Raw genomic sequence first — 23,367 nt, 5'->3', positions numbered from 1 at the left:
GGAGCGAGTTTCCACTTCCGTCTCACAGGGACTCGTGTGAAACTGGCGCCCCGTCCGCAGTGCGGACTGCTCCGCACACCGTCCCCCACCGAAAAGTGTGCCCGTGCGCGAATATCCTCTGCCGGTCGCCCTGACGGCACGCCTGTCCCCGGTCGTCGTGCTCGCCGCGGTGGGCTGGGCACTGTCGTCGGGTCCCGCGACACCGGCCGACGAGCACAACACCGCACAGAAGACGGGCACTTCCTCGCCCTCCGCGCCGTCCACGACGGCCGTGTCCAAGTCGTACAACACCTCTCCCGCCCCCTGCGGCGGCGTCGCCACGGCGACGGTCAAGTCGCTGGTGCCGGGCGCCAAGACGGCCGGCAAGGAGATCCAGTCGACGGACTCGAAGCTGCGCCGCACCTGCTCCTGGAACGCGCTCAAGGGGTACGACTACCGCTGGCTCGACGTCTCCTACGAGGTCCTCGACTCGGACGAAGCGGCACAGAAGGAATACAAGGAACGACTTGCGGAGAAGAGCGGCGGAGGGGATGTTCCGGGCCTCGGTGACGCGGGTTACTCCGTCGTGAACCTCACCACCGAGGACAAGCAGCAGACCCGTGAGGGCGTGGTGATCTCGCGGGTCTCCAACGTCCTGGTGGTCATCACGTACAACGGCAGCGATTTCGAGTCGAAGAAGGCGCCGAGCACGAGCGTGATCAACACGGGCGCGATCAAGGCGGCGAAGGACGCGGTGAACGCGCTGAAGGGCAGCCAGAGCCAGTAGCGCCGGCTGCCCTTCGAGTACTTCCACCGGGGGCTCAGGCCTCCAGGCGGTTCTTGCCGCGCAGCAGCATCAGGGCCAGATACACGACCATCGAGGTGCCGAGGCCGACCGCCCAGCCGTAGTCCGCGAGGGACTCCAGGGCCGGGATGGGGCGGCCGTCGAACAGCGGCTTGAAGCTCGCGCCGCCGATCGCGAGGACTCCGCCCGCGGCGAAGGCGGCGACGGCCCGCCAGTTCCAGCCGCCCTCGTACCAGTAGCGGCCGCCCGCGCGGTACAGGTCGACCAGGTCGAGCTTGCCGCGGCGCAGGATCCAGTAGTCGGCGATGAGGATGCCGGCGACCGTGCCGAGCAGACCGCCGACCAGGCCGAGCCAGGTGAAGATGTAGCCCTGCGGGTCGGAGTACAGCTTCCAGGGGAAGATCAGCACGCCGATGACGCAGGTGGCGAGGGCGCCGGTCCGGAAACTGATCTTCCGGGGAGCGATGTTGGAGAAGTCGAAGGCCGGGGAGACCAGGTTGGCCGCGATGTTCACGGACAGGGTCGCCACCAGCACGGTCACCAGCGCGTACAGCAGACCGAGGACGTTGTCGGTCTTGGCGGCGAGCTGGACCGGGTCCCAGATCGTCTGGCCGTACACCGCCTGCGAACCGGAGGTGACGAGCACGGACAGGAGCGCGAAGAGCGTCATGGTGGTGGGCAGGCCGAGGGCCTGGCCCCAGGTCTGCGCCTTCTGGCTCCTGCCGTAGCGGGTGAAGTCGGGGATGTTCAGCGACAGCGTGGACCAGAAGCCGATCATGCCCATCAGGGACGGCCAGAACAGCTTCCAGAAGCCGCCGCCCCAGCCGAGCTTGGAGGGCTGGTCGAGCAGCGGGCCGAAGCCGCCGGCCTTGTTGCTCATCCAGATCAGCATCACGACCGCGCCGACGATCACGAAGGGCGCGGCCCAGTTCTCGAAGCGGCGGATCGTCTCCATGCCCCGGTAGATGATGGCCACCTGGATCGCCCAGAAGATCGCGAACGACAGCCACATCGTCCAGGCGTACCCGCCGACCTTGCCGGCGTCGCTCCAGCCGTTCCCGATCAGCTTCCCGGCGAGGAAGTAGATCGCCTCGCCGCCGATCCAGGTCTGGATGCCGAACCAGCCGCAGGCCACCAACGCCCGTACGACGGCGGGGAGGTTGGCGCCGCGGATACCGAAGGAGGCCCGTGCGAAGACCGGGAAGGGGATGCCGTACTTGGGTCCCGCGTGCCCGGTGAGCAGCATCGGGACCAGCACGATCACGTTGGCCAGGGCGATGGTGAACACCGCCTGCTTCCAGTCCATGCCGACGGCGATCAGACCGGAGGCCAGGGTCCAGGAGGCCGTGTTGTGGGCCATGCCGACCCACAGCGCGGAGAAGTTGTACGTGGTCCAGGTGCGCTTCTCGATCGGGACCGGGAGCAGGTCCTCGTTCGCGTACGGACCGCTGGGCATGGGGGACCCCGGCGCGATCTCCACGCGCCCGTCGTCGAGGGTGACTTGAGCGGTCGGCGGTATGGCCGTGGGAGCGGTGTCGGTCATGGGCAGGCCAATCAATGAGGGGCGGGCGGAAAGGCCGTGCGGGTCGGCGGGCCGGGGAGGTGCGGGCGGTTTCCCGCGCCGCCCCTCCCCCGCGACCCCCTCCCCGGGGAGGTGGGGAGGGGAGAACGGGAGTGGGGGGACGGTAAGTTGAGCGCTGCTGCTGGTCAGGCGTTGACGGCCGGGATGACCTTCGTCCCGTACGCGTCGATGACGGTCTCCTGCGCGTCGTGCATGTCGTACACGGCGAACTGGTCGACGCCCAGCTCGCGCAGGGCGTTCAGCTTCTCGATGTGCTTCTCGACCGGGCCGATCAGGCAGAACCGGTCGACGATCTCGTCGGGGACGAACTGGGTGTCGGGGTTGTCCGCGCGGCCGTGGTGAGAGTAGTCGTACCCCTCGCGGGCCTTGATGTAGTCGGTGAGTTCCTCGGGGACCTGGGCCGAGTGCTCGCCGTACTTCGAGACCAGGTCGGCGACATGGTTGCCGACCATGCCGCCGAACCAGCGGCACTGGTCCCGGGCGTGGGCGAGGGCCTCGGGCGAGTCGTCCTCGGTGACGTAGGCGGGGGCGGCGACGCAGATCTTGACGTCGGAGGGGTCACGGCCGGCGGCGACGGCCGCGTCCTTCACGGCCTTGACCATGTACTCGGTGAGGTAGAGGTCGGCCAGCTGGAGGATGAAGCCGTCGGCCTCCTCGCCGGTCATCTTCAGGGCCTTGGGGCCGTACGCCGCCATCCAGACGGGGAGTTCGGCGCCGGGCTTGATCCACGGGAACTTGATCACCGTGCCGCCGAGGTCGGCCTCCTCGCCGCGGCCCAGCGCCCTGATGACCTTCATCGCCCCGCTGATCCGGGCCAGGGTGTTGGGGGTACGGCCCGCGACGCGCATGGCGGAGTCGCCGCGGCCGATGCCGCAGACGGTGCGGTTGCCGAACATGTCGTTGAGGGTGGCGAAGGTGGAGGCGGTGACCTCCCAGGTGCGGGTGCCCGGGTTGGTGACCATCGGGCCGACCGTCAACCTCGTTGTGTTCGACAGGATCTGACTGTAGATCACGAACGGTTCCTGCCAGAGCACGGCCGAGTCGAAGGTCCAGCCGTAGGTGAAGCCGTTGCGCTCGGCGCGCTTCATCAGGCTGACGACCTTCGAGGCCGGCGGGTCGGTCTGCAGGACGAGTCCGAAGTCCATGTGCGCCACTCCTAGTTGAGGTACTGACAGGTGGAGCGCGGGGTGTAGACGCCGTGCCCCGCGTGGCCGGTGTACTCCCGCTCGGTGATGACGAGTTCGCCGCGCGAGAGCACCGTCTCGACCCGGCCGGTGAGGCGCTTGCCCTCGTACGCCGAGTAGTCGACGTTCATGTGGTGCGTCTCGGCGGACACGATCTGCTCGGCGTGCGGGTCGTAGATGACGACGTCGGCGTCGGCGCCCGGGGCGATGGTGCCCTTCTTCGGGTACATGCCGAACATCCGGGCCGGAGTGGCGCAGGCGATCTCGATCCAGCGGCGGCGGGAGATGTGTCCGTCGACGACGGCCTGGTGGAGCAGGTCCATGCGGTTCTCGACGCCAGGCAGGCCGTTGGGGATCTTGGAGAAGTCGCCGCGGCCGAGCTCCTTCTGGCCGACGAAGCAGAAGGGGCAGTGATCGGTGGAGACGACCTGGAGGTCGTTGGTCCTGAGCCCCTGCCAGAGCTTGGCCTGGTGCTCCTTGGGCCTCAGCGGCGTGCTGCACACGTACTTCGAGCCCTCGAAGTCGGGCTCGGCGAGGTTGTCGGTGGACAGGAAGAGGTACTGCGGACAGGTCTCGCCGAAGACCGGGAGCCCCTCGTCACGCGCGCGTGCCAGCTCGGCGACCGCCTCCATGGCCGAGACGTGCACGACGTAGAGCGGAGCCCCCGCGACCTGCGCGAGCTTGATGGCGCGATGGGTGGCCTCGGCCTCCAGCAGCGCCTTGCGGACCTCACCGTGGTAGCGCGGGTCGGTCTCCCCGCGCGCCAGCGCCTGCTCCACCAGCACGTCGATCGCGATGCCGTTCTCGGCGTGCATCATGATCAGGCCGCCGTTCTCGGCGGAGCGCTGCATGGCGCGCAGGATCTGGCCGTCGTCGGAGTAGAAGACGCCCGGGTAGGCCATGAACTGCTTGAAGGAGGTCACCCCCTCCTCCACCAGCAGGTCCATCTCCTTCAGCGTCTCCTGGTTCACATCGGAGACGATCATGTGGAAGCCGTAGTCGATCGCGCAGTTGCCCTCGGCCTTGGCGTGCCAGGCATCGAGGCCCTCGCGCAGGGAGTGGCCGACGCTCTGCACGGCGAAGTCGACGATCGTGGTCGTGCCACCCCAGGCGGCCGCCCGGGTGCCGGTCTCGAAGGTGTCGGAGGCGAAGGTGCCGCCGAACGGCAGCTCCATGTGAGTGTGGGCGTCGACGCCACCGGGGATGACGTACTTTCCGGTGGCGTCGATGACCCGCTCGGCGTTCCAGGCTTCGGCGGCCGGGGTGCCGGAGGCGGCGAGGGCGGCGATGCGGCCGTCCTCGATCAGGACGTCGGCGTGGATCTCGTCGGATGCGGTGATGACGAGACCGCCGCGGATGAGGGTGCGGCCGGTCATGGGGTCACGCTCCGTTCGGTTGTCTCGAAGGTGCGGGTCGTAGGGGGCTGGTCGCGCAGTTCCCCGCGCCCCTGACGGGGCGCGGGTGTTCCCGTCGGTTCTATGGAGCCGTCAGCGGCTCGTACGCGTCCGGGCGGCGGTCGCGGTAGAACTGCCAGCGGTCGCGGACCTCGCGCAGCTTGGCCATGTCCAGGTCGCGCACTACGAGTTCGGTCTCCTTGTCCGAAGCGACCTCCCCTACGAACTGGGCCTCCGGGTCGACGAAGTACGTCGTGCCGTAGAAGTCGTTGTCGCCCAGCTCCTCGACGCCCACCCGGTTGATCGCGCCGACGAAGTACTCGTTGGCGACGGCCGCCGCCGGCTGCTCCAGCTGCCAGAGGTAGGCCGAGAGTCCGCGCGAGGTGGCCGACGGGTTGAAGACGATCTCGGCGCCCGCGAGGCCCAACGCCCGCCAGCCCTCCGGAAAGTGGCGGTCGTAGCAGATGTAGACGCCGATCTTCCCGACCTTCGTGTCGAAGATCGGCCACCCGAGGTTGCCGGGACGGAAGTAGAACTTCTCCCAGAATCCCGGGACTTGGGGGATGTGGTGCTTGCGGTACTTGCCGAGGTACGAGCCGTCCGCGTCGATCACGGCGGCGGTGTTGTAGAGGACTCCGGGCTGCTCCTCCTCGTACATCGGCAGGATCAGGACGATGCCCAACTCCTTGGCCAGCGACTGGAATCGCTTGACGATAGGGCCGTCCGGGATCTGCTCGGCGTACTCGTAGAACGCCTTGTCCTGGACCTGGCAGAAGTACGGTCCGTAGAACAGTTCCTGGAAGCACATGACTTGAGCGCCCTGGGCCGCGGCGTCGCGCACCGCCTGCTCGTGTACCTGGATCATCGACTCCTTGTCGCCCGTCCACGCGGTCTGGAAGAGGGCGGCACGAATCACTCTGCTCATCGGGACCTCCGGTCGCTCGGTGTGCGAGAAGACTAGGAAGTCCGAAAAGCAGCTTTGAGTTGCACGGTGTCACGTCTGAAGGCGTGCGGCGTGCCACGGTGTCACCCTGCCGCGATCCCATGTTTCACCGCCGTTTTCCCAGGTCGTCGCATGTTTCACCCCTGTTGCGCGTCATGCGCGAGGAGCGCGATGTGCACCGAGGCGGCCTGTTCGAAGTCGTCGAGGTCGACGCCGAGCCGGCCCTGTATGGCCTCCAGCCGGCGATAGAGCGCGGGCCGGGAGACGTGGTGGAGCTGGGCGGTGCGCGACTTGTTCCGGCCGGTGGCGAGGTAGGTCCGCAGCACGGACAGCAGGTCCTCGTCGGCCGCGCACAGCAGCCCGTCCAGCTCCCGCTCGGCGAAGGACTGTACGTGCGGGTCGTCCCGCAGCAGCCGGATCAGGCCGCGCAGGTGTACGTCCCTGAGCCGTACGACGGCCGGGAGGTCGAGGGCGTGCGCGGAGTCCGCCACGGCGTCGGCGACGTGCTGTGCCTCGCGCAGTCCGGCCGGTACGTCGTCCCAGGCGATCCGGGGATCGGCCGCGGCGACGACCGTGCGGGCGGCCTCGGAGCGCAGCCGGGCGGCAAAGTTCGCCACGAGCACGGAGGCGTCCTGGTCGCGGGCGAGGCTCAGCAGTACGGCGGTGGCCTCTTCGGCGAGTTCGGCGACCAGCCCCGGCAGCCCCAACATCCGCAGCACGCGCTCCAGTTGGGCGGGTTCGCCGTCCCGCACGACCAGTGGCACGAAGGTGCGCCGGTTGACCGGCAGCCCGGCGGCACGCGCGCGCGGCAGCAGCTGCCTTGCCGGTACGACACCGCTCACCAGGTCGGTGAGCAGGCTCTGCGCCGACTGCTCCTCCCAGGTGTGGGCGGAGTTGCCGCCGAGCATGCGGTGCAGGACGAGGGCCTCGGCGGCCCGGTCGGCGAGGAGCCGTCCGGTGGCGGTGTCCCCGCGGTGACCGCACAGCACGATCTGGCCCCAGCGCTCCCCGCGTCCGCCCAGCTCGGCCCGGATCCAGCCGTCGCCCTCGCTGCCGCCGGCCTGCCGGGAGATCCGCTCCCAGTCGCGCAGCACGTCGTCCACCGCGGACCGCTCCCCCGCCGTGGCGAGGACGCGGTGGGCGAGGTTGGTGACCACGACCGGGCAGGCGCTGTGCTGGGCGACCTCGTCCAGGAGGCTCTGGAGCGGGGCGCCCGCGGTGATGAGCCCGGTGAGGGCGGTCCGTACCGACTCCGAGAGGCTGACGGCGGCGAACTTCCGCCGTACCAGCCGGGCTTGGACCTCCTCGGTCAACTCCGCGAAGGGGAAGGGCCGGTGGAGGACCACCATCGGCAGCCCGCAGCGCTCGGCGGCCCGGCGCATCACGTCCGGGGGTGCCGGGAAGGCACGCCCGAGCCCCAGCACCACGGCCGCCGCCTCCGCGCGGTGCAGGGACTGGATGTACTCGGCCTGCTTCTCCTCGTCGCCGGCCAGCAGCACGCCGGTGGTGAGGACCATCTCGCCGCCGGTGAGCATCACGCCCACGTCCGGCGCCTCGGCGACGTGCACCCAGCGCACCGGGCGGTCGAGTTGGGCGGCTCCGGCCACCACCTCGGGCTCCCCGGCGAGGACCCGTTCCATGGTCAGCACCTGGCGCACGGACAGCGCCGGTTCGAGGCTCCCGAAGGTGGTGGTCATGACGGCAGTTCCCTTGCTCAGTCCACTACTGCGACAGGCTCCGCAGAGCGCGTTCGAGGATCGCGGCGCCCTCCTCGGCCTCCGCGACCGTGAGGGAGAGGGGCGGGGCGATGCGCAGGGCGCTGGTGTTGTGGCCGCCGCCCTTGCCGATGAGCAGCCCGTCGGCGCGGGTCGCCTCGAGCACGGCTGACGCGGCCTGCAAATCGGCCTCGTCGGTGCCCGGTTTCACCAGCTCGACGCCGAGCATCAGACCCCGGCCGCGCACCTCCCGTACGTGCGGAACCTGCGCGGCGACGGCCCGCAGCCGCTCGACGAGCAGCCCGCCGACCCGCCGGGCGTTGCCCTGGAGGTCGTGCTCCAGCAGGTAGTTGAGGTTGGCGAGACCGGCGGCCATGGTGATCTGGGTGCCGCCGAAGGTCGAGATGCTGTTGGAGTCGAGGCAGTTCATGATGTCGGCGCGGGCGACGACTCCGCCGATGGAGCTGCCGTTGCCGATGCCCTTGGCGAAGGTGAGGATGTCCGGCGGGCCGCTCTGACCGTGCGCCTGCCAGCCCCAGAAGTTGTCGCCGGTGCGGCCCCAGCCGGTCTGCACCTCGTCGGCGATCCAGAGGATCCCGCGCTCGGCGAGGACGTCACGGAAGGCGGCGTACAGGCCGTCGGGCGGCGAGGTGAAGCCGCCGACGCCCTGGATCGGTTCGGCGATCAGGGCCGCGGGCGGACGGGTGTGGCCGAGCAGGTCCGTCAGGTCGTCGACGCAGGCCGCGATGAAGGCGTCGTCGCTGAGGTCGGCGTACGGGCCGCGGGTGCGGACGCCGCCGTGGACGTACAGCGTCTGGAGCGGGGACAGCGAGGTCGGGGACCAGCCGCGGTTGCCGGTGATGCCGACCGCGCTGAAGGAGCGGCCGTGGTAGCTGTTGCGCATCGCCAGGATGGTGTTGCTCCGCCGGTACGTCGTGGCGAGCAGCAGGGCGGTGTCGTTGGCCTCGGTGCCGGAGGTGGTGAAGAAGACGCGGGCGTCCGGGATGCCGCTCAACTGGGCGATGCGCTCGGCGAGTTCGACCATGGGCCGGTTGAGGTACAGGGTCGAGGAGTGGAGGATCCGTCCGGCCTGCTCGCTCACCGCCTTCGTCACCTCGGGCAGGGCGTGCGCGGTCATCGTGGTGAGGATGCCGCCGAAGAAGTCGAGGTACTTGTTGCCGTGCGAGTCCCAGACGTACCGGCCCTCGCCGTGCGTGATCTCCAGCGGGTCCTCGTAGTAGAGGGCCAGCCAGTCCGGGAGGACGGACTTGTGTCGTGCGTACAGGTCGCTCACGGCTGCACCAGCCCCTCGTAGGCGTCGGGTCGTCGGTCTCGGTAGAACGCCCACTGCTGGCGTACTTCCTCGATCAGGTCGAAGTCGAGGTCGCGGACGACGAGTTCCTCGGCCTTGTCGCTGGCGGCCTCACCCACGAACTGGCCGCGCGGGTCGACGAAGTAGGAGGTCCCGTAGAAGTCGTTGTCGCCGTACTCCTCCTGGCCGACGCGGTTGATGGCGGCGATGAAGTACTCGTTGGCGACGGCCGCGGCCGGCTGCTCCAGCTGCCACAGGTAGGCGGAGAGGCCGCGCGAGGTGGCGGACGGGTTGTACACCAACTGGGCGCCGTTGAGGCCGAGTTGCCGCCAGCCCTCGGGGAAGTGGCGGTCGTAGCAGATGTAGACGCCGACCTTGCCCACCGCGGTGTCGAAGACGGGCCAGCCGACGTTTCCGGGCTTGAAGTAGTACTTCTCCCAGAAGCCCTTGACCTGCGGGATGTGGTGCTTGCGGTACTTGCCGAGGTAGCTGCCGTCGGCGTCGATCACGGCCGCGGTGTTGTAGTAGAAGCCGGACTGCTCGACCTCGAAGACCGGGACGACGATCACCATGCCGGTCTCGCGGGCGAGCTCCTGCATACGAACGACGGTCGGGCCGTCGGGCACCGGCTCGGCCCAGTTGTAGTGCTCGGGTTCCTGGACCTGACAGAAGTAGGGGGCGTTGAACACTTCCTGGAAGCCGATGATCTTCGCACCCCGGCGGGCCGCCTCGCGGGCGTGCTCCACGTGTTTCGCCACCATGGACTCGGTGTCGCCGGTCCAGGTGGCCTGGACCAGAGCGGCACGTACGACGTTGGCCATGAGCTGCTCCTTCGGCGGGTCGTCAGCGCCTCTACGCCCGTAGACACAGGCCGTAGAGGGATGAACGTAAGCCTCCGGGAGAGCCTTGCCAAGACCATCGCCGTTAACCCGCGGAGTCGATCACGTTTCGCACTCCTGTGGGTGAGCGGAGTGGCCGGTGGGAGGGGGTCGGGGACTGTGGGGGCGTGCTGTCAGGCGGCGAAACCGGCGACCCGGAGGGCGTGCACCAGATCCCAGTGTCGCTCTTCCGAGACTCCGCGCGCGGCTTCGAGCAGCAGCGGTACGAGCGCCTGCGGGTCCGGCTCGGCGCTGCGGGCGGCCTCCTCGGGGGTGCGGACCCTGACGTAGGCGTCGAGCAGCGAGCGCACCTCGCGCCGGCGCCCCTCGCCGGCCAGCTCCAGCACGGCCCGGCCGATCTCACCGGCGGGGCGGGCGACGCCCTGCCGCAGGATCTGCTCGCCGTCGGCCCCGCGCCCGGCGGCGACCAGCGCGTCGGCGGCCGCCACGAGACGCCCTGCGGGCAGCGAGGCGGCCTCCCACAGCAGGGTCGCCCAGTCGGCGCCCAGCCCCGCCCGCTGTAGCTCGACGGCGAGCAGCGGGAAGCGGGCGGCGCCCCAGTAGGCGGCCTCGACGAGCAGCGCATGCGCCTCGCCACTACGCCCCTCGGCCCGCAGCCGCACCAGCCGCTCGACGGCCCCGGCGACCTCCCGGGCCCCCTCGGCGTCCAGGACCTCGACCACCGGCTCGGCCCGCTCGGTCGCCTCCGCGGCCCCGGCGAACCGGGCACCACGAGGAGTACGACCGTTGTCGGCAGCGGGCGCGGGCAGGACCGGCCCGGCGGTCGGCGGTACGACGACGGGGGCGACGTCCTCCTCGACCATCCCGGCGAAACGGGCACTGCCTCGGCGCTTGCGTTTCTTGGGGGCGGGGGGTTCGGGGGCGGGGACGGCGGTGTGGTGCGGCGCGGGACCGGTCGGTGCCGGTTGCCCGAGCGTTGTCGACGCCTGGTGCGCGGGCGATGTCGATGCCTGTCGCACCGGGGTTGTCGGGGCCGGGTCGGGGTACTGCTGTGCGGGCCGGGTCTGTGCCGGATGCCCGGGGATTGCCGACCCCGGCTGCACGGGTGCCGTCCGGGCCGCGGCGGGGTGCTGCTGTGCGGGGGCGGACGGGTGGAGGGTGCGGCCGGAAGCCGTGGCCTGGGAGGTGCCCTGGAACTCGGGGGCGACGGGCTGGTGTGGGCTCGGGGCCGCCGTCTCGAAGGGGCCGCGCCACGCGGCCGAGGGCTCCTGCCCGCGCCGCGCATCCGCCGCGTCATGGCCGTACGAGTCATACGAGTCAACAGGCGCGCGCGACTCCCGGCCCCCCGCCTCGTACCCGCCGCGCGCCCCCTGCATGACCGCCGGGTCGTACGAACCGCCCCGCTGTGCGAAGCCGGCGTCGTGGCCGCCCGGGCGGGCCGGCTCCGCGGCGCCCCCGCCGCTCCGGCCCGGTCCCGTGCCGCCCGGCGGTGCCTCGGTCTCCGCGTACTCCCGGTCGATCCGGTACACCGCCCCCTCGCTGAGGCGCCCCCGGCGGATCGCCGTCGCCTGATCGCCCGAAGCCCTGCGGTCCAACCCGGCTATTCGGCCACGGAGTTCCGCGCAGCGGGCCGTGGCTCGTTCGTGGTCGTCGTGGGCCCAGGCGAGGTCGAGGCGGATGGTGTCGGCCTCGTGCCGGGTGGTCGCGGTGGTGAGCATGCGGGCCAGTTCCGCCTGGCGTTCGGCGGCGTAGCGCTGTTCGCGGAGCATCACGTCGAGCCGGTCGCCGAGGGCGTCACGGGCGCCGGGGCGGGCGTCGTACGCGGTGAGCGCGGCCGCGTGGAGGGCGCGGGCCCGGTTCGGTTCCTCGGTGACGGCGGCCGGACCGTATTCCGCGGTGAGGTCCTGCAGCAGCGCCTCCACCACGTCCCAGGGCGGCACTTCACGCCCTTCGAGGCAGGCCCGCATCCCGTCGGGGTCGCGCTGCCAGAACACCGCGCACCAGCCGCCGCCCTGGTCCAGACGCGCCACCAGGCCGTTCAGATAGTTCGCGAACTCCCGCACCCGACCCGGGAGTTGATCCACAGCCATCGCCCAACTCCCGCCAGACCGGAGCACTCCGGTTCCGTAGGCAACACCAATCGTGTTACGAGGGTGCTACGGGGAGTTTTCGACGGGCGCGCAGACACGTCATTGCGCGATCTTGACCGATGTGCGGCGGATCCGGTCAGCCGCGCGTCAGGAAAGCAGCAGCGCGCAGCGCTCCACGAGGTCGTCCATCGACAGGCCGAGCGTCCGGGCGAGCGCGGCCACCGTGAAGAAGGCCGGGGTCGGAGCCCGCCCGGTCTCGATCTTGCGCAGCGTCTCCGCGGAGATGCCCGCCGCGGCCGCCACGTCGGTCATGCTCCGCCCGCCGCGGGCCTCACGCAGCAGCCGCCCGAGCTGCTCGCCGCGTTCACGCTCTTCAGGGGTGAGAGGGGTGCGCACCATGCCGTCATTCTAATCCCGGATTTCAATCCGGTCTAACAAGCCGGTATATTAATTGGCATGGTGGAACTGAAGACGGACACATCGATCGACGCCATGTACGCGGCGGGCCAGGTGCTCGGGCGTGCTCTCACAGCGGTACGGCAGGCCGCTGACGTGGGCGTTTCCCTGCTGGAGCTGGACGAGGTGGCGCGCGGGGTGCTGCGGGAGGCGGGGGCGGGCTCGCCGTTCCTCGGTTACCGCCCCTCCTTCGCGCCGACCGCCTTCCCGGCCGTCATCTGCGCCTCGGTGAACGACGCGATCGTGCACGGCATCCCGACCCGCTACCGGCTGCGCGACGGCGACCTGGTCTCCATCGACGGCGGCGCCGAACTGGACGGCTGGGTCGGCGACTCGGCGATCAGCTTCACCGTCGGCGAGCCGCGCCCCGCGGACGTACGGCTCATCGAGACGGCGGAGCGGGCACTCGCGGCCGGCATCGAGGCGGCGGTCGTCGGCAACCGCATCGGCGACATCGCGCACGCCATCGGCACGGTGTGCCGGGACGGGGGCTACGGCATCCCGGAGGGCTTCGGCGGGCATGGCATCGGCCGCCGTATGCACGAGGACCCGGGGGTCCCCAACGAGGGCCGCCCGGGCCGGGGTTACCCGCTCCGGCACGGCATGGCCCTCGCGATCGAGCCGATGCTGATCGCGAGCGGGCGGGACGGCTATCACGCGGCGGCGGACGGCTGGACGCTCAGGACGGACGACGGCTCGCGGGCGGCGCACGTGGAGCACACGGTGGCGATCACGGACTCGGGGCCGAGGATCCTCACGGCGCGCTGTTAGCCTGCCCTCCTGATCATCGCGGGCTCGGGGAGGGGCGCACGTGGGGTTCAAGCGGCTGTTCGGGGCGGGGGATCCGGGCGGGGCGGTCGAGGTGGACACGCAGATCCTGGGGCCGGGGCAGCCGGGTGGGGAGCTGCGGGGCGAGATCCTCCTGAGGGGTGCGGGACGCGACACGTACGTCGACCACGTGTATCTGCGGATCCAGGTCCGGTGCACGGGCCACGACGGCGGCGACGAGACCTACGAGGTCGAGACCTGCTGTGCCGACCCCGAGCGCTTCACCCTCCACAAGGGGCGGGAGCAGCGGCTCACCTTCGCGCGGCGGCTCTCGTGGGAGACACCGGTCAGCGAGCTCGGCGGGCGGGCCCTGGGCGTCGTGCTCTCCGTGAAGAGCGAGCTCCATCTCGACGACAGCGGCCAGGGGGCCGACGTCGACGACGACCTGCTGCACGTGTCCGCCCTGCCGCTGCACGAGGCCGTCCTGGACGCGTTCGCGGAGGAGGGGTACCTCTGCGACTCGGCGTTCGTCGTCGAGGGCGACCTCCCGGACGCGGAGCAGCACCTGGGTGTCCACCAGACCTTCCTCCTGACCGGCCACGGTCCCGGGCAGGGGCGACCGGAACAGCTCGAAGTCACCTTCCAGACCAATGCCGTCGGCGCCATGGTCCATGTCCGGCGCGCCGCTCCCCACGAGCGGTACTGGGACGACAAGCCCGCAACCCGCCGCTTCCCCGCCGCCCACCACGAGGTCGGCCAGGTCGACTGGCGGCCCCGGGTACGCAAGGTGCTGGACGAGCTCGTACTCATCGAATCCCTTTGACGGACGGGCCCGCCCGCTGGAGGTGCCGCCCCGCGGGGTTCGTGCGAAGGTGTTCTACGAGCCCGTCACAGGTGTAACCGGAGTACGTCCGGGCACCCACGTCCGCACCGGCACGTCGATCAGCGAGCGCGTCCCGGGCCGCGCGCGTCGGGACGCCGGAACGGAAGGCCATGACCAGCGGCTTCAGTGGTCCTGAGGGCTACGACCCCTTCGGTGAATTCCTCGCCCGCTTCTTCGGTGGACCGCGCCCCGGGCCGCGGCAGATAGACATCGGACGGCTGCTCAGTCAGCCCGCACGGGAACTCGTGCGCGGCGCCGCCCAGTACGCCGCCGAGCACGGCAGTCGCGACCTGGACACCCAGCACCTGCTGCGGGCCGCCCTGACGAGCGAGCCGACCCGGAGTCTGCTCAGCCGGGCGGGCGCGGACCCGGACTCGCTGGCGTCGGAGATCGACGAGCGCTCCGGCCCGGTCCAGCACACGCCGGAGGAGGCGCCCCCGCCCACCTCGCTCTCGCTCACCCCGGCCGTCAAGCGCGCCCTGCTGGACGCGCACGACCTGGCGCGGGCGAGCGGCGCCGGCTACATCGGCCCGGAGCACGTCCTCAGCGCCCTGGCCTCCAACCCCGACTCGGCCGCCGGGCACATCCTCAACTCGGCCCACTTCGCGCCGACCGGTCTGCCGCCCGAGCCCCCGGACACCGCGCCGGGCGGCCGTCCCGAGCAGTCCCGGGCCACGGGAACGCCCACCCTCGACAAGTACGGCCGTGATCTCACCGAGCTGGCCCGGCAAGGCCGGATCGACCCGGTGATCGGCCGGGACGACGAGATCGAGCAGACCATCGAGGTGCTCTCCCGCCGCGGCAAGAACAACCCGGTGCTGATCGGGGACGCGGGTGTCGGCAAGACCGCCATCGTGGAGGGGCTGGCCCAGCGGATCGCCGACGGGGACGTGCCCGACGTACTGACCGGGCGGCGCGTGGTCGCGCTCGACCTGACCGGCGTGGTCGCGGGCACCCGCTACCGCGGCGACTTCGAGGAGCGGCTCAACAACATCGTCGGCGAGATCCGCGCCCACTCCGACCAACTCATCGTCTTCATCGACGAGTTGCACACCGTCGTCGGCGCGGGTGGCGGCGGCGAGGGCGGTGCGATGGACGCCGGGAACATCCTCAAGCCGGCCCTCGCCCGCGGCGAACTGCACATCGTCGGCGCCACCACCCTTGAGGAGTTCCGCCGTATCGAGAAGGACGCGGCGCTCGCCCGGCGCTTCCAGCCGATCCTCGTCCCCGAGCCGTCCGTCCCCGACACCATCGAGATCCTGCGCGGGCTGCGCGACCGCTACGAGGCCCATCACCAGGTCCGCTACACCGACGAGGCCCTGGTCGCCGCCGTCGAACTCTCCGACCGCTACCTCACCGACCGCCGCCTCCCCGACAAGGCCATCGACCTGATCGACCAGGCGGGCGCCCGGGTCCGGCTGCGGGCGCGGACCAAGGGCACGGACGTACGGGCCATGGAGCGCGAGATCGGGCAGCTGACCTGCGACAAGGACCAGGCGGTCGCCGACGAGCAGTACGAGAAGGCCACCCAACTGCGGGACCAGATCGCCGAGTTGAAGCAGCGCATCGCGGCGACCGGCGGGGAGGACAAGGCCGACGAGGGCCAGGACCTGGAGGTCACCGCGGAGGCGATCGCCGAGGTGGTCTCGCGGCAGACCGGCATCCCGGTCGCCAGCCTCACCCAGGAGGAGAAGGAGAAGCTGCTCGGCCTGGAGGAGCATCTGCACGAGCGGGTCGTCGGGCAGGACGAGGCCGTCAGCGTGGTCTCCGAGGCGGTCCTGCGCTCCCGCGCCGGGCTCGCCAGCCCCGACCGGCCGATCGGCAGCTTCCTCTTCCTCGGCCCGACCGGCGTCGGCAAGACGGAACTGGCCCGCGCCCTCGCCGAGGCCCTGTTCGGCAGCGAGGAGCGCATGGTCCGCCTGGACATGAGCGAGTACCAGGAACGCCACACCGTCAGCCGCCTGGTCGGCGCACCGCCCGGATACGTGGGCCACGAGGAGGCGGGCCAGCTGACCGAGGTGGTCCGCCGTCACCCGTACTCGCTGCTCCTCCTGGACGAGGTCGAGAAGGCCCACCCGGACGTCTTCAACATCCTGCTCCAGGTCCTGGACGACGGCCGCCTGACCGACTCCCAGGGCCGCACGGTCGACTTCACCAACACGGTGATCGTCATGACCAGCAACCTCGGCTCGGAGGCAATCACCCGCCGTGGCGCGGGCATCGGCTTCGGCCCGGGCGGCACGGACGCGGACGAGGAGGCCCGCCGCGAGCAGATCCTCCGGCCGCTGCGCGAGCACTTCCGCCCGGAGTTCCTCAACCGCATCGACGAGATCGTCGTCTTCCGCCAGCTGACGACGGATCAACTGCGCCGGATCACCGACCTGTTGCTGGAAAGGACCCGCCGTCTGCTGCACGCCCAGGGCATCACGGTCGAGTTCACGGCCCCGGCGGTGGACTGGCTGGCCGAGCGGGGCTTCCAACCGGAGTACGGCGCACGTCCCCTGCGCCGCACCATCCAGCGGGAGGTGGACAACCAACTGTCCCGACAACTGCTGGACGGCACGATCGCGGAGGGCGGCACGGTGACGGTGGACGTGGAGGAGGGGCGCCTGGTCTTCAGGGCATAGGTTTCCCGTGTTTCAGGGCGTGGGGTTCACGACCATCGCCGAGCCCCCGCCCCGCCGCACGGTCTCGGCGGCCGCCAGCCACTTCCCACCCGGCAGCCGCTGCACACCGGTCGCCGCCCCGATCTCGGGATTCAGCGAGAACGAATGCCCGATCGCCTCCAGCTGAGCCCTCAGATCACTGTTGTACAGCCCGGGTTCGAGCTCGGTCCTGGCCGCGTTGCGCTGGCTGGCCCGCGGCGCGGCGATCGCGTCCACCAGCGGCAGATGACGGTCCAGGAACTCGGTCAGCACCTGCAGCACGGTCGTGATGATGGTCGCCCCACCCGGCGAACCGACCGCCACCACGGGCTGGTTGTGCCTGTCCAGCACGATCGTCGGCGAGATCGACGACCGGGGCCGCTTCCCGGGTCCCGGCAGGTTCGGGTCGTGCACGGCGGGGTTCGCCGGCGTGAACGAGAAGTCCGTCAGCTCGTTGTTGAGCAGGAACCCACGTCCCGGCACGGTGATCGCACTGCCGCCGGTCTGCTCGATGGTCAGCGTGTAGGAGACGACGTTCCCCCACTTGTCGGCCACCGTCAGATGGGTGGTGTTCTCGCCCTCGTACGTCGTCGGAGCCGCCGTGCCCCCGGCCCCGCACGCCGCCGGATCGCGCGGATCCCCCGGCGCCACCGGACTCGTCAGCACCGCGTCGTCCTTGATCAGGCAGGCCCGCGAGTCGGCGTACTTCTGCGAGAGGAGTTCCTTCGTCGGTACGTCCTCGAAGGCGGGGTCCCCGACCCAGCGCCCGCGGTCCGCGAACGCGATCCGGCTGGCCTCGATGTAGTGGTGCAGGTACTGGACCTCGCTCGCCTTCGAAAGGTCCGTGTTCTCAAGGATGTTGAGCGCTTCACCGACGGTCGTGCCACCGGACGAGGAGGGCGCGATGGAGTACACCTTCAGACCGCGGTACGCCGTCTCGGTGGGCGCCTGGAGCTTCGCCCGGTAGGCCGCCAGGTCCGCGTCGGACAGCTTGCCCGGCCGCGCGTTCCAGCCCGAACTCGCGTCCACCGGCGGGTTGTTCACCGTATTCACGATGTCGTCGCCGAGGTCACCGCGGTAGATCTCGCCGACGCCCTTCTTGCCCAACTCCTCATACGTGCGGGCGAGATCGGGGTTCTTGAAGGTCGATCCCACCACCGGCAGCTGCCCGCCCGGCAGGAACAGTTTCGCCGTGTCCGGGAAGTACCGGAACCGTGTCTCGTTCGACGCGGTCTGGGTGCGGAAGGTGTCGTCGACGGTGAAGCCGTCGCGGGCGATGCGCTCGGCGGGCTTCAGCACCGAACCGAGTCTCCTGCTCCCCCACTTGTCGAGCGCCGTCTGCCAGGTGGCGGGCGTGCCCGGTGTGCCGACGCTCAGCCCGCTGCTGACGGCGTCGGCGAAGGCGAGCGGCTTGCCGTTCTCCACGAAGAGGTTGGAGTCGGCGGTGAGCGGCGCGGTCTCGCGGCCGTCGATCGTGTGCACCGTACGGGACTTGGCGTCGTAGTAGACGAAGTAGCCGCCGCCTCCGATGCCGGAGGAGTAGGGCTCGGTGACGCCCAGGGCGGCCGCGGTGGCGACGGCGGCGTCGACCGCGTTGCCGCCCTTCCTCAGCACCTCGATGCCGGCGGCGGAGGCGTCCGCGTCGACGCTGGCGACCGCGCCGCCGTAGCCGACGGCAACCGGCACCTTCTGGACCGCCGTAGTCGCCGACGAGGGCGAAGAGGCCGACGACGGTGGCGCCGCCGCCCCCACCGAAACCACGGCGGCCGAGACCGCCAGGACCGACAGTTTCCGCGCGACAGGGCGACGCATCCGTACCTCCAGTCCGGGACCGTCCGCGCAGCGTAACCACAGTGCCCGGGCCCCGACAGCCCCAATCCGGGCAGCTGTCACACGAAAGCCACACGTCGAACACCGGTACGTACCAGCAACCTCGGCCCGCTAGCATGCGCGCCCATGAATGACGACGTGCGCAACATCGTCCTGGGCGTGGTCGCGGCCGGCCTCAGCGCCGCCCTCGGCTGGCTGGCCCGTACGTACCTCTGGCGGCGGAAGCTCCGCCGCAAGCAGGCGTTCTTCGGGCTGCCCGACAACTCCGAGTCGCTGCTCGTCGTCAACCGCGACGCGGGCAGCGCCGATCTCGCGGTGCACCGCTTCGACGTGTTCGCGCTGCTCGAGCTCTCGGCCCTCATCAAGGACTGCGGCGCGCATGCCGAGGTGATCACCCAGGACGCGGCCCGGCAGGGCTTCGGGGAGCGCACGGAGTTCTGTGTGGGCGGGCCGAGTTCGAACCGGCGCATGGCCGCCCATATGCACGCCATGCTGCCGGGGGTGCGGGTCAACAACGACCCGGAACCGGGCCCGGACCGGCTGGCCTTCCAGATCGGCAGCGAGCGCTACCGCATGGAGAAGGGACTCTCCGAGCACGTACTGCTGGCGCGGCTCACGGCGGGGCAACCCGGCCTGACCCGGCCGGTGTTCCTGTTCTGCGGCCAGACCGCGATCACCAACCAGGCCGCGACCCGCTATCTCGCCCGCAACCACGAGCGGCTGGCCCGCAAGTACGGCAACAACGCCTTCGTGCTGCTGCTGAAGGTGGTCAACTCGCAGGCGTACGGCCCGGATGTCGCCGAGCTGGTCGCGGACGTGACCCGGGCGGCACAGACCCCGTTGCCGGCGTCGGCGGCTCCCCGTAACTCCCACCGCGCGTCCTGAATTCATTCACACGACAACAATCGTTACTGGCACGTAACTTACTCACGGGTTACCTACGGTAAGGAAAGAGGTTACCGTCTGGTCACTTTGCACTGACACGAGTGAGGACGGCCCGTGGGACACCATCGCAATCCCCTGCGTACGACCGCCGTGGGCGTCGTCTCCGCGACCCTGATCGCCGGTGGCGCCTTCGGGCTCCCCCACGCCCAGGCGGCGGACGCGGTCCGCTTCGTCGACATCGCCGGCGACGGCGGCACCGTCCTCAAGGCGAACGTCACCACGCCCGCGGGCGCCGACGGCACCCGCCGCTACCCGCTCGTCGTGCTCCCCACGAGCTGGGGCTTCCCCCAGGCCCAGTATCTGGTCCAGGCCCAGAAACTCGCGAACTCCGGCTACATCGTGGTCGGTTACAACGTGCGGGGCTTCTGGCAGTCCGGCGGCGAGATAGAGGTGGCGGGGCCGTCCGACATGGCCGACGCCTCCAAGGTCATCGACTGGGCGCTCGCCAACACCCCGGCGGACTCTAAGCACATCGGGATGGCGGGGGTCTCGTACGGCGCCGGCATCAGCCTGCTCGCCGCCGCGCACGACAAGCGCATCAAGGCGGTCGCGTCCCTCAGCGGCTGGGCCGACCTGATCGGCTCCATCTACTCCGGCCGCACCCAGCACGTCCAGGCTGCCGCGCTGCTGGACGGCGTGAGCCTGGTGACCGGCCGCCAGAGCCCCGAGTCCCGCCAGGTCTTCAACGACTTCTACGCCTCCGACCTGTCCAAGGAACAGGAGATCATCGACTGGGGGAAGAAACGTTCGGCCGCTACCTACCTGGACCAACTCAACAAGAACGGCGCCGCGGTCATGATGGCCGGCGCCTGGGGCGACACGATCTTCCCGCCCAACCAGAACGCGGACTTCTACGAGAAGCTGACCGGCCCGAAGCGACTGGAGTTCCGCCCCGGCGACCACGCGACCGCCGAGCTGACCGGCCTGTTCGGGCTGCCCAACGACGTGTGGACGGACACCGAGCGCTGGTTCGACCACTACCTCAAGGGCGAGGACAACGGCATCGACCGCGAGGAGCCGGTCCAGCTCAAGTCCCGTTCCGGTGGCGGCTACGAGGGCTACCCGGACTGGAAGTCGGTCGGCGCGACCCGCAAGAAGCTCGCCCTCGCCGACACCACCACGATCCACACCAACGTCGACTCCGGAGCCGACGGCGGGATCGTCTTCCTGTCCAGCATCCTGGATCAGGTCGCCCAGCTGCCCCCGGTCGCCTCGATCCCCCTGCTCCCCCGCCGCTGGGCCGCCGTATGGCAGTCGGAGAAGTACGGCACGGCCCAACAGGTGCGCGGTACCGCGAAGTTGCACACCACGCTCACCCCTACCAAGGAGAGCGGCACCCTCGTCGCCTATTTGTACGACGTGGGGCCGCTCGGCCTCGGCAAGCTGGTCAGCAACGCGCCGTACACCTTCCACGGGCGTACGCCCGGAGAGCCGTTCGACGTCGACCTGGAGCTGAACTCCACGGCCTACGACGTCCCGGCAGGGCACCGACTCGCCCTGGTCGTCGACACGGTCGACCCGCTCTACATCGAGCACAACCCGTCCGGCGCGCAGCTGACCTTCTCCTCACCGGCGAACGACCCGTCGTACGTGTCGATTCCGCTGCGCGAGCAGTGATCTCCGGCTGCCGCCGGGCGGGTACGGCTCTGTGACCGCCGCCCCCTACGACCCTGGGGCCGTGGGGGATCCCCCTCCCCCACTCAGTGTCTGAGGATCTTGGACAGGAAGTCCTCGGCGCGCTCGCTGCGCGGGGCCGTGAAGACCTCCAGGACCTCGTTGGTCATCTCCGGGTCGAGCGCGGAGGTCGGCTCGTCGAACAGCAGCGCCTCGGGCTCCACGGCCAGGCCGATGACGGCGACCACCTCCCCCTTGCCGACGGTGAGGTCGCCGTCCTGGAGGACATGCGGCTCCCCGTAGTACTTGTTGACGTCACGCAGCTCGATCAACGGATCGACGGCCATACGCAGCCCCACTCACTCTCAGCTGTGTCGTGGTTGCCGCAAACTATCCAGACAAGAGTGGAGTTAATACACGACACGCACTTTTCGGGCATTAGCCGTATTTACCGTCGGATCATGAGTCACACAAGGCCCACCGGTCACGCCTCGGCGACCTCGGCATAGAGCTGCGAGAGCTCGGGGACGCCACTCTCGGCCCACTCGTGGCCGGAGGTCACGACGTCGAACTCGCGCCCCGACGCGAGCCTGACGACGGGCTGACCGTCCGGCCAGATCTCCCACGCGGCGCCCGGCACGGTCCGCACGATCACGGTCCCCAGATACAGACCGGCGTCGTTGCCCAGCCAGTGCACCACCTCCTCGTCGCCGCGCCAGCGCGGCAGCAGCTGGTCGAGCCCCTCCAACGAAGCTGCGGTGTCGTCGAGTTGGACGCCGTCGCGGCCGGCCTGCGAGCGCAGCAGCTCGCACTCGGAGAGGAGTTCGGCGATGCCCTCCGCGTCACGCACCGGGGGGCTGTCGCGACGCTTGCCGAGGAAAGGGATGTTCATACCTTCAGCGTCGCATCGACCCCCACCCTCGCACCACAGGCGCGCGCAAGCCCTTGCCAAGGTTATTCATCCTCCGTAGAGTTCATCGGGTCATGAGTTCAACGTCTGTTGACTTCAGCGCGGAGAGGCAGGGACTCGTGCAGAAGATCCCCTTCCAGGTGAACGAGGGCGGGCTCGTCGCGCTGCTGCCGAACGGCCACGTCGAGTTCCTGGCGGCTGCGGCGCGGGAGCTGATCCTGCGGCACAACTCCGGACTGCCGGTGTCCGCCGACGAGTTGATGACGTACGCGGTAGACGACCCGCTGGTGACGCTGGACCGCTTCCATCTGCCGGCGCCGGCGATCGCCTTCGTCGAGACGACGAACCTGTGCAACCTGCGCTGCAAGCACTGCTACGCGGACTCCGCGCTGAAGCGGCCGGACGAGCTGTCCACGCCCGCGATCAAGGCGCTGCTCGACGACTTCGCCGAACTGGGCGTTCTCCAGGTGTTCCTGACGGGTGGTGAGATCTTCTCGCACCGGGACGCGGTCGAGATCATCCGGCATGCCCGGAGCAAGCCGTTCAGCACGCAGATCTTCACCAACGGGCTGCTGGTGACCGAGGAGCGGCTGGCGGCGATCCCGCCCGGGCAGTCGTTCTTCATCAGCTTCGACACGGCCGACCCGGAGCGGACGGTGCGCGGCCGGATGGACTTCCCCAAGCTGGAGCGCGCCTTCGAGGCGATGCGCCGGCACGGGCATGTGTTCCGGACGGCGATCTCTGTGCACCGGGGCAACATCCGGGACGCCGAGGAGATCTTCGACTGGTGCGCCGAGCGCGGGTATCCGCGGCCGCAGTGGCTGGAGACGCATCCGGTGGGCCGGGCGCTGCTGCACCCGGACATGCTGCTGCGGCCGGAGGACGTGGACGAGGTCTTCGAGGTGTACCGGCGCTGCATGGAGCGATACTCCAGCGCGCCGGGCGACCTGGCAGCGGAGGCGGCGGAGAGCGCCGGGCCGCCGGCCGCGCGGGCCGCCGACGAGATCCGCGGGGTGGACACCATCCAGTTCTGCCAGCGGCTGGAACGGGCCGTCGGCCAGGAGAAGTGCGGGCGTTCGGTCGTCTACGTCAACAGCCGCGGGGACGTGTACCCGTGCAGCAACTGCATGTCCGGACAGCTGTACCAGGCCGGGAACATCACCCGGCGGCCCTTCGCGGAGATCTGGGAGTCCGGGTTCGACGAGTTCCGTGACTTCCGCTTCGAGGACCACTCGGTGTGCGGGAGCTGCCCGGTGGCGCGGGAGGACATCTGGTGCCAGTTCCGGTGCCCGCCGCTGGCCCGCAATCTCACCGGTGACCCGAAGGGGTGCGGAGCCACCGAGTACCTCCAGGAGTTCATGCTGCGCGCCGGCCGTTACTGGCGCGAGCGCAAGCAGAAGGACGTACGCCTGACGCTCACCCCGCGTTAGGCGCCACCCCCGCCCGGCGAACCGGCCGGGCCCCAACGCCCCC

At 70.3% G+C, this 23,367-nt stretch carries 18 protein-coding genes and 1 pseudogene; 7 read left to right on the top strand and 12 right to left on the bottom strand.

Annotation, left to right across the window (positions count from 1 at the left end):
• Positions 1-103: 103 nt before the first annotated feature.
• Positions 104-766: a hypothetical protein gene (locus ACQEWB_RS40225; protein WP_432840164.1), complete on the top strand. Its 663-nt coding sequence runs from the start codon at positions 104-106 to the stop codon at positions 764-766.
• 34 nt (positions 767-800) lie between these two features.
• Here the strand turns inward: ACQEWB_RS40225 and ACQEWB_RS40220 are convergent, their stop codons facing one another.
• The 9 genes from ACQEWB_RS40220 to ACQEWB_RS40180 all read right to left on the bottom strand — a co-directional run bounded on the left by ACQEWB_RS40220 (position 801) and on the right by ACQEWB_RS40180 (position 12,242).
• Positions 801-2,327, bottom strand: coding sequence for an NCS1 family nucleobase:cation symporter-1 (locus ACQEWB_RS40220; RefSeq protein ID WP_432840161.1), 1,527 nt, complete (start codon positions 2,325-2,327; stop codon positions 801-803).
• 164 nt (positions 2,328-2,491) lie between these two features.
• On the bottom strand, positions 2,492-3,511 hold the full coding sequence (locus ACQEWB_RS40215) for a TIGR03842 family LLM class F420-dependent oxidoreductase (RefSeq protein ID WP_432840159.1): 1,020 nt from the start codon (positions 3,509-3,511) through the stop codon (positions 2,492-2,494).
• A gap of 11 nt (positions 3,512-3,522) precedes the next feature.
• A complete protein-coding gene (gene hydA, locus ACQEWB_RS40210) occupies positions 3,523-4,926 on the bottom strand; it encodes a dihydropyrimidinase (RefSeq protein ID WP_432840157.1) in 1,404 nt (467 codons plus the stop codon).
• A 100-nt stretch (positions 4,927-5,026) separates the two neighbouring features.
• Positions 5,027-5,869 carry a nitrilase-related carbon-nitrogen hydrolase gene (locus tag ACQEWB_RS40205; protein ID WP_432840155.1) on the bottom strand — a complete coding sequence of 281 codons (843 nt, stop codon included), beginning with the start codon at positions 5,867-5,869 and terminating at the stop codon, positions 5,027-5,029.
• 155 nt (positions 5,870-6,024) lie between these two features.
• Positions 6,025-7,584: a PucR family transcriptional regulator gene (locus ACQEWB_RS40200; RefSeq protein ID WP_432840153.1), complete on the bottom strand. Its 1,560-nt coding sequence runs from the start codon at positions 7,582-7,584 to the stop codon at positions 6,025-6,027.
• A gap of 25 nt (positions 7,585-7,609) precedes the next feature.
• Complete coding sequence (locus ACQEWB_RS40195) at positions 7,610-8,896, bottom strand: aspartate aminotransferase family protein (RefSeq protein ID WP_432840151.1); 1,287 nt, start codon at positions 8,894-8,896, stop codon at positions 7,610-7,612.
• The gene (locus tag ACQEWB_RS40190) at positions 8,893-9,735 is read right to left on the bottom strand and encodes a nitrilase-related carbon-nitrogen hydrolase (RefSeq protein WP_432840149.1); all 843 of its coding nucleotides are present in this window, start codon (positions 9,733-9,735) and stop codon (positions 8,893-8,895) included. The genes ACQEWB_RS40195 and ACQEWB_RS40190 overlap by 4 nt, the downstream gene beginning before the upstream one ends.
• Positions 9,736-9,926: 191 nt before the next feature.
• Entirely contained in the window at positions 9,927-11,843 is a 1,917-nt protein-coding gene (locus ACQEWB_RS40185; protein WP_432840147.1) for a hypothetical protein, read from the bottom strand.
• A 147-nt stretch (positions 11,844-11,990) separates the two neighbouring features.
• Positions 11,991-12,242 carry a helix-turn-helix domain-containing protein gene (locus tag ACQEWB_RS40180; protein ID WP_432840145.1) on the bottom strand — a complete coding sequence of 84 codons (252 nt, stop codon included), beginning with the start codon at positions 12,240-12,242 and terminating at the stop codon, positions 11,991-11,993.
• Between the two features lie 57 nt (positions 12,243-12,299).
• Between ACQEWB_RS40180 and map the strand changes: the two genes are divergently transcribed.
• The 3 genes from map (at position 12,300) to ACQEWB_RS40165 (ending at position 16,577) form a co-directional block, all read left to right on the top strand.
• Positions 12,300-13,070 (top strand): type I methionyl aminopeptidase, encoded by a 771-nt coding sequence (map, locus tag ACQEWB_RS40175; RefSeq protein WP_432840143.1) that lies wholly within the window; start codon positions 12,300-12,302, stop codon positions 13,068-13,070.
• Between the two features lie 40 nt (positions 13,071-13,110).
• Positions 13,111-13,890, top strand: a complete 780-nt coding sequence (locus tag ACQEWB_RS40170) for a sporulation protein (RefSeq protein WP_432840141.1) — start codon at positions 13,111-13,113, stop codon at positions 13,888-13,890.
• Between the two features lie 170 nt (positions 13,891-14,060).
• Positions 14,061-16,577: an ATP-dependent Clp protease ATP-binding subunit gene (locus ACQEWB_RS40165; RefSeq protein ID WP_432840139.1), complete on the top strand. Its 2,517-nt coding sequence runs from the start codon at positions 14,061-14,063 to the stop codon at positions 16,575-16,577.
• A gap of 12 nt (positions 16,578-16,589) precedes the next feature.
• On the opposite strand, the gene ggt is transcribed toward ACQEWB_RS40165, so the two are convergent.
• Positions 16,590-18,407 (bottom strand): gamma-glutamyltransferase, encoded by a 1,818-nt coding sequence (gene ggt, locus ACQEWB_RS40160; RefSeq protein WP_432840137.1) that lies wholly within the window; start codon positions 18,405-18,407, stop codon positions 16,590-16,592.
• A 144-nt stretch (positions 18,408-18,551) separates the two neighbouring features.
• Here ggt and ACQEWB_RS40155 point away from each other — a divergent pair, with 144 nt between their 5' ends.
• Together ACQEWB_RS40155 and ACQEWB_RS40150 are read left to right on the top strand one after the other, a co-directional pair.
• A complete protein-coding gene (locus tag ACQEWB_RS40155) occupies positions 18,552-19,310 on the top strand; it encodes a hypothetical protein (RefSeq protein WP_432840135.1) in 759 nt (252 codons plus the stop codon).
• A 114-nt stretch (positions 19,311-19,424) separates the two neighbouring features.
• A complete protein-coding gene (locus tag ACQEWB_RS40150; RefSeq protein ID WP_432840133.1) occupies positions 19,425-20,987 on the top strand; it encodes a CocE/NonD family hydrolase in 1,563 nt (520 codons plus the stop codon).
• Between the two features lie 227 nt (positions 20,988-21,214).
• Here the strand turns inward: ACQEWB_RS40150 and ACQEWB_RS40145 are convergent.
• Both ACQEWB_RS40145 and ACQEWB_RS40140 read right to left on the bottom strand, forming a co-directional pair.
• Positions 21,215-21,331 (bottom strand): annotated as a pseudogene (locus ACQEWB_RS40145) (amino acid ABC transporter ATP-binding protein); the annotation flags it as partial.
• Positions 21,332-21,468: 137 nt separating this feature from the next.
• Entirely contained in the window at positions 21,469-21,876 is a 408-nt protein-coding gene (locus tag ACQEWB_RS40140; RefSeq protein WP_432840131.1) for a DUF6278 family protein, read from the bottom strand.
• 92 nt (positions 21,877-21,968) lie between these two features.
• On the opposite strand from ACQEWB_RS40140, the gene ACQEWB_RS40135 reads away from it, so the two are divergent.
• Positions 21,969-23,324, top strand: a complete 1,356-nt coding sequence (locus ACQEWB_RS40135; protein ID WP_432840129.1) for a radical SAM/SPASM domain-containing protein — start codon at positions 21,969-21,971, stop codon at positions 23,322-23,324.
• Positions 23,325-23,367: the final 43 nt, after the last annotated feature.

This window comes from Streptomyces sp. CA-249302 (genome assembly GCF_050936785.1).
Classification (GTDB): domain Bacteria; phylum Actinomycetota; class Actinomycetes; order Streptomycetales; family Streptomycetaceae; genus Streptomyces.
The sequence above is the reverse complement of the archived record's forward strand: the minus strand, read 5'-3'. Positions and strand labels throughout refer to the sequence as shown.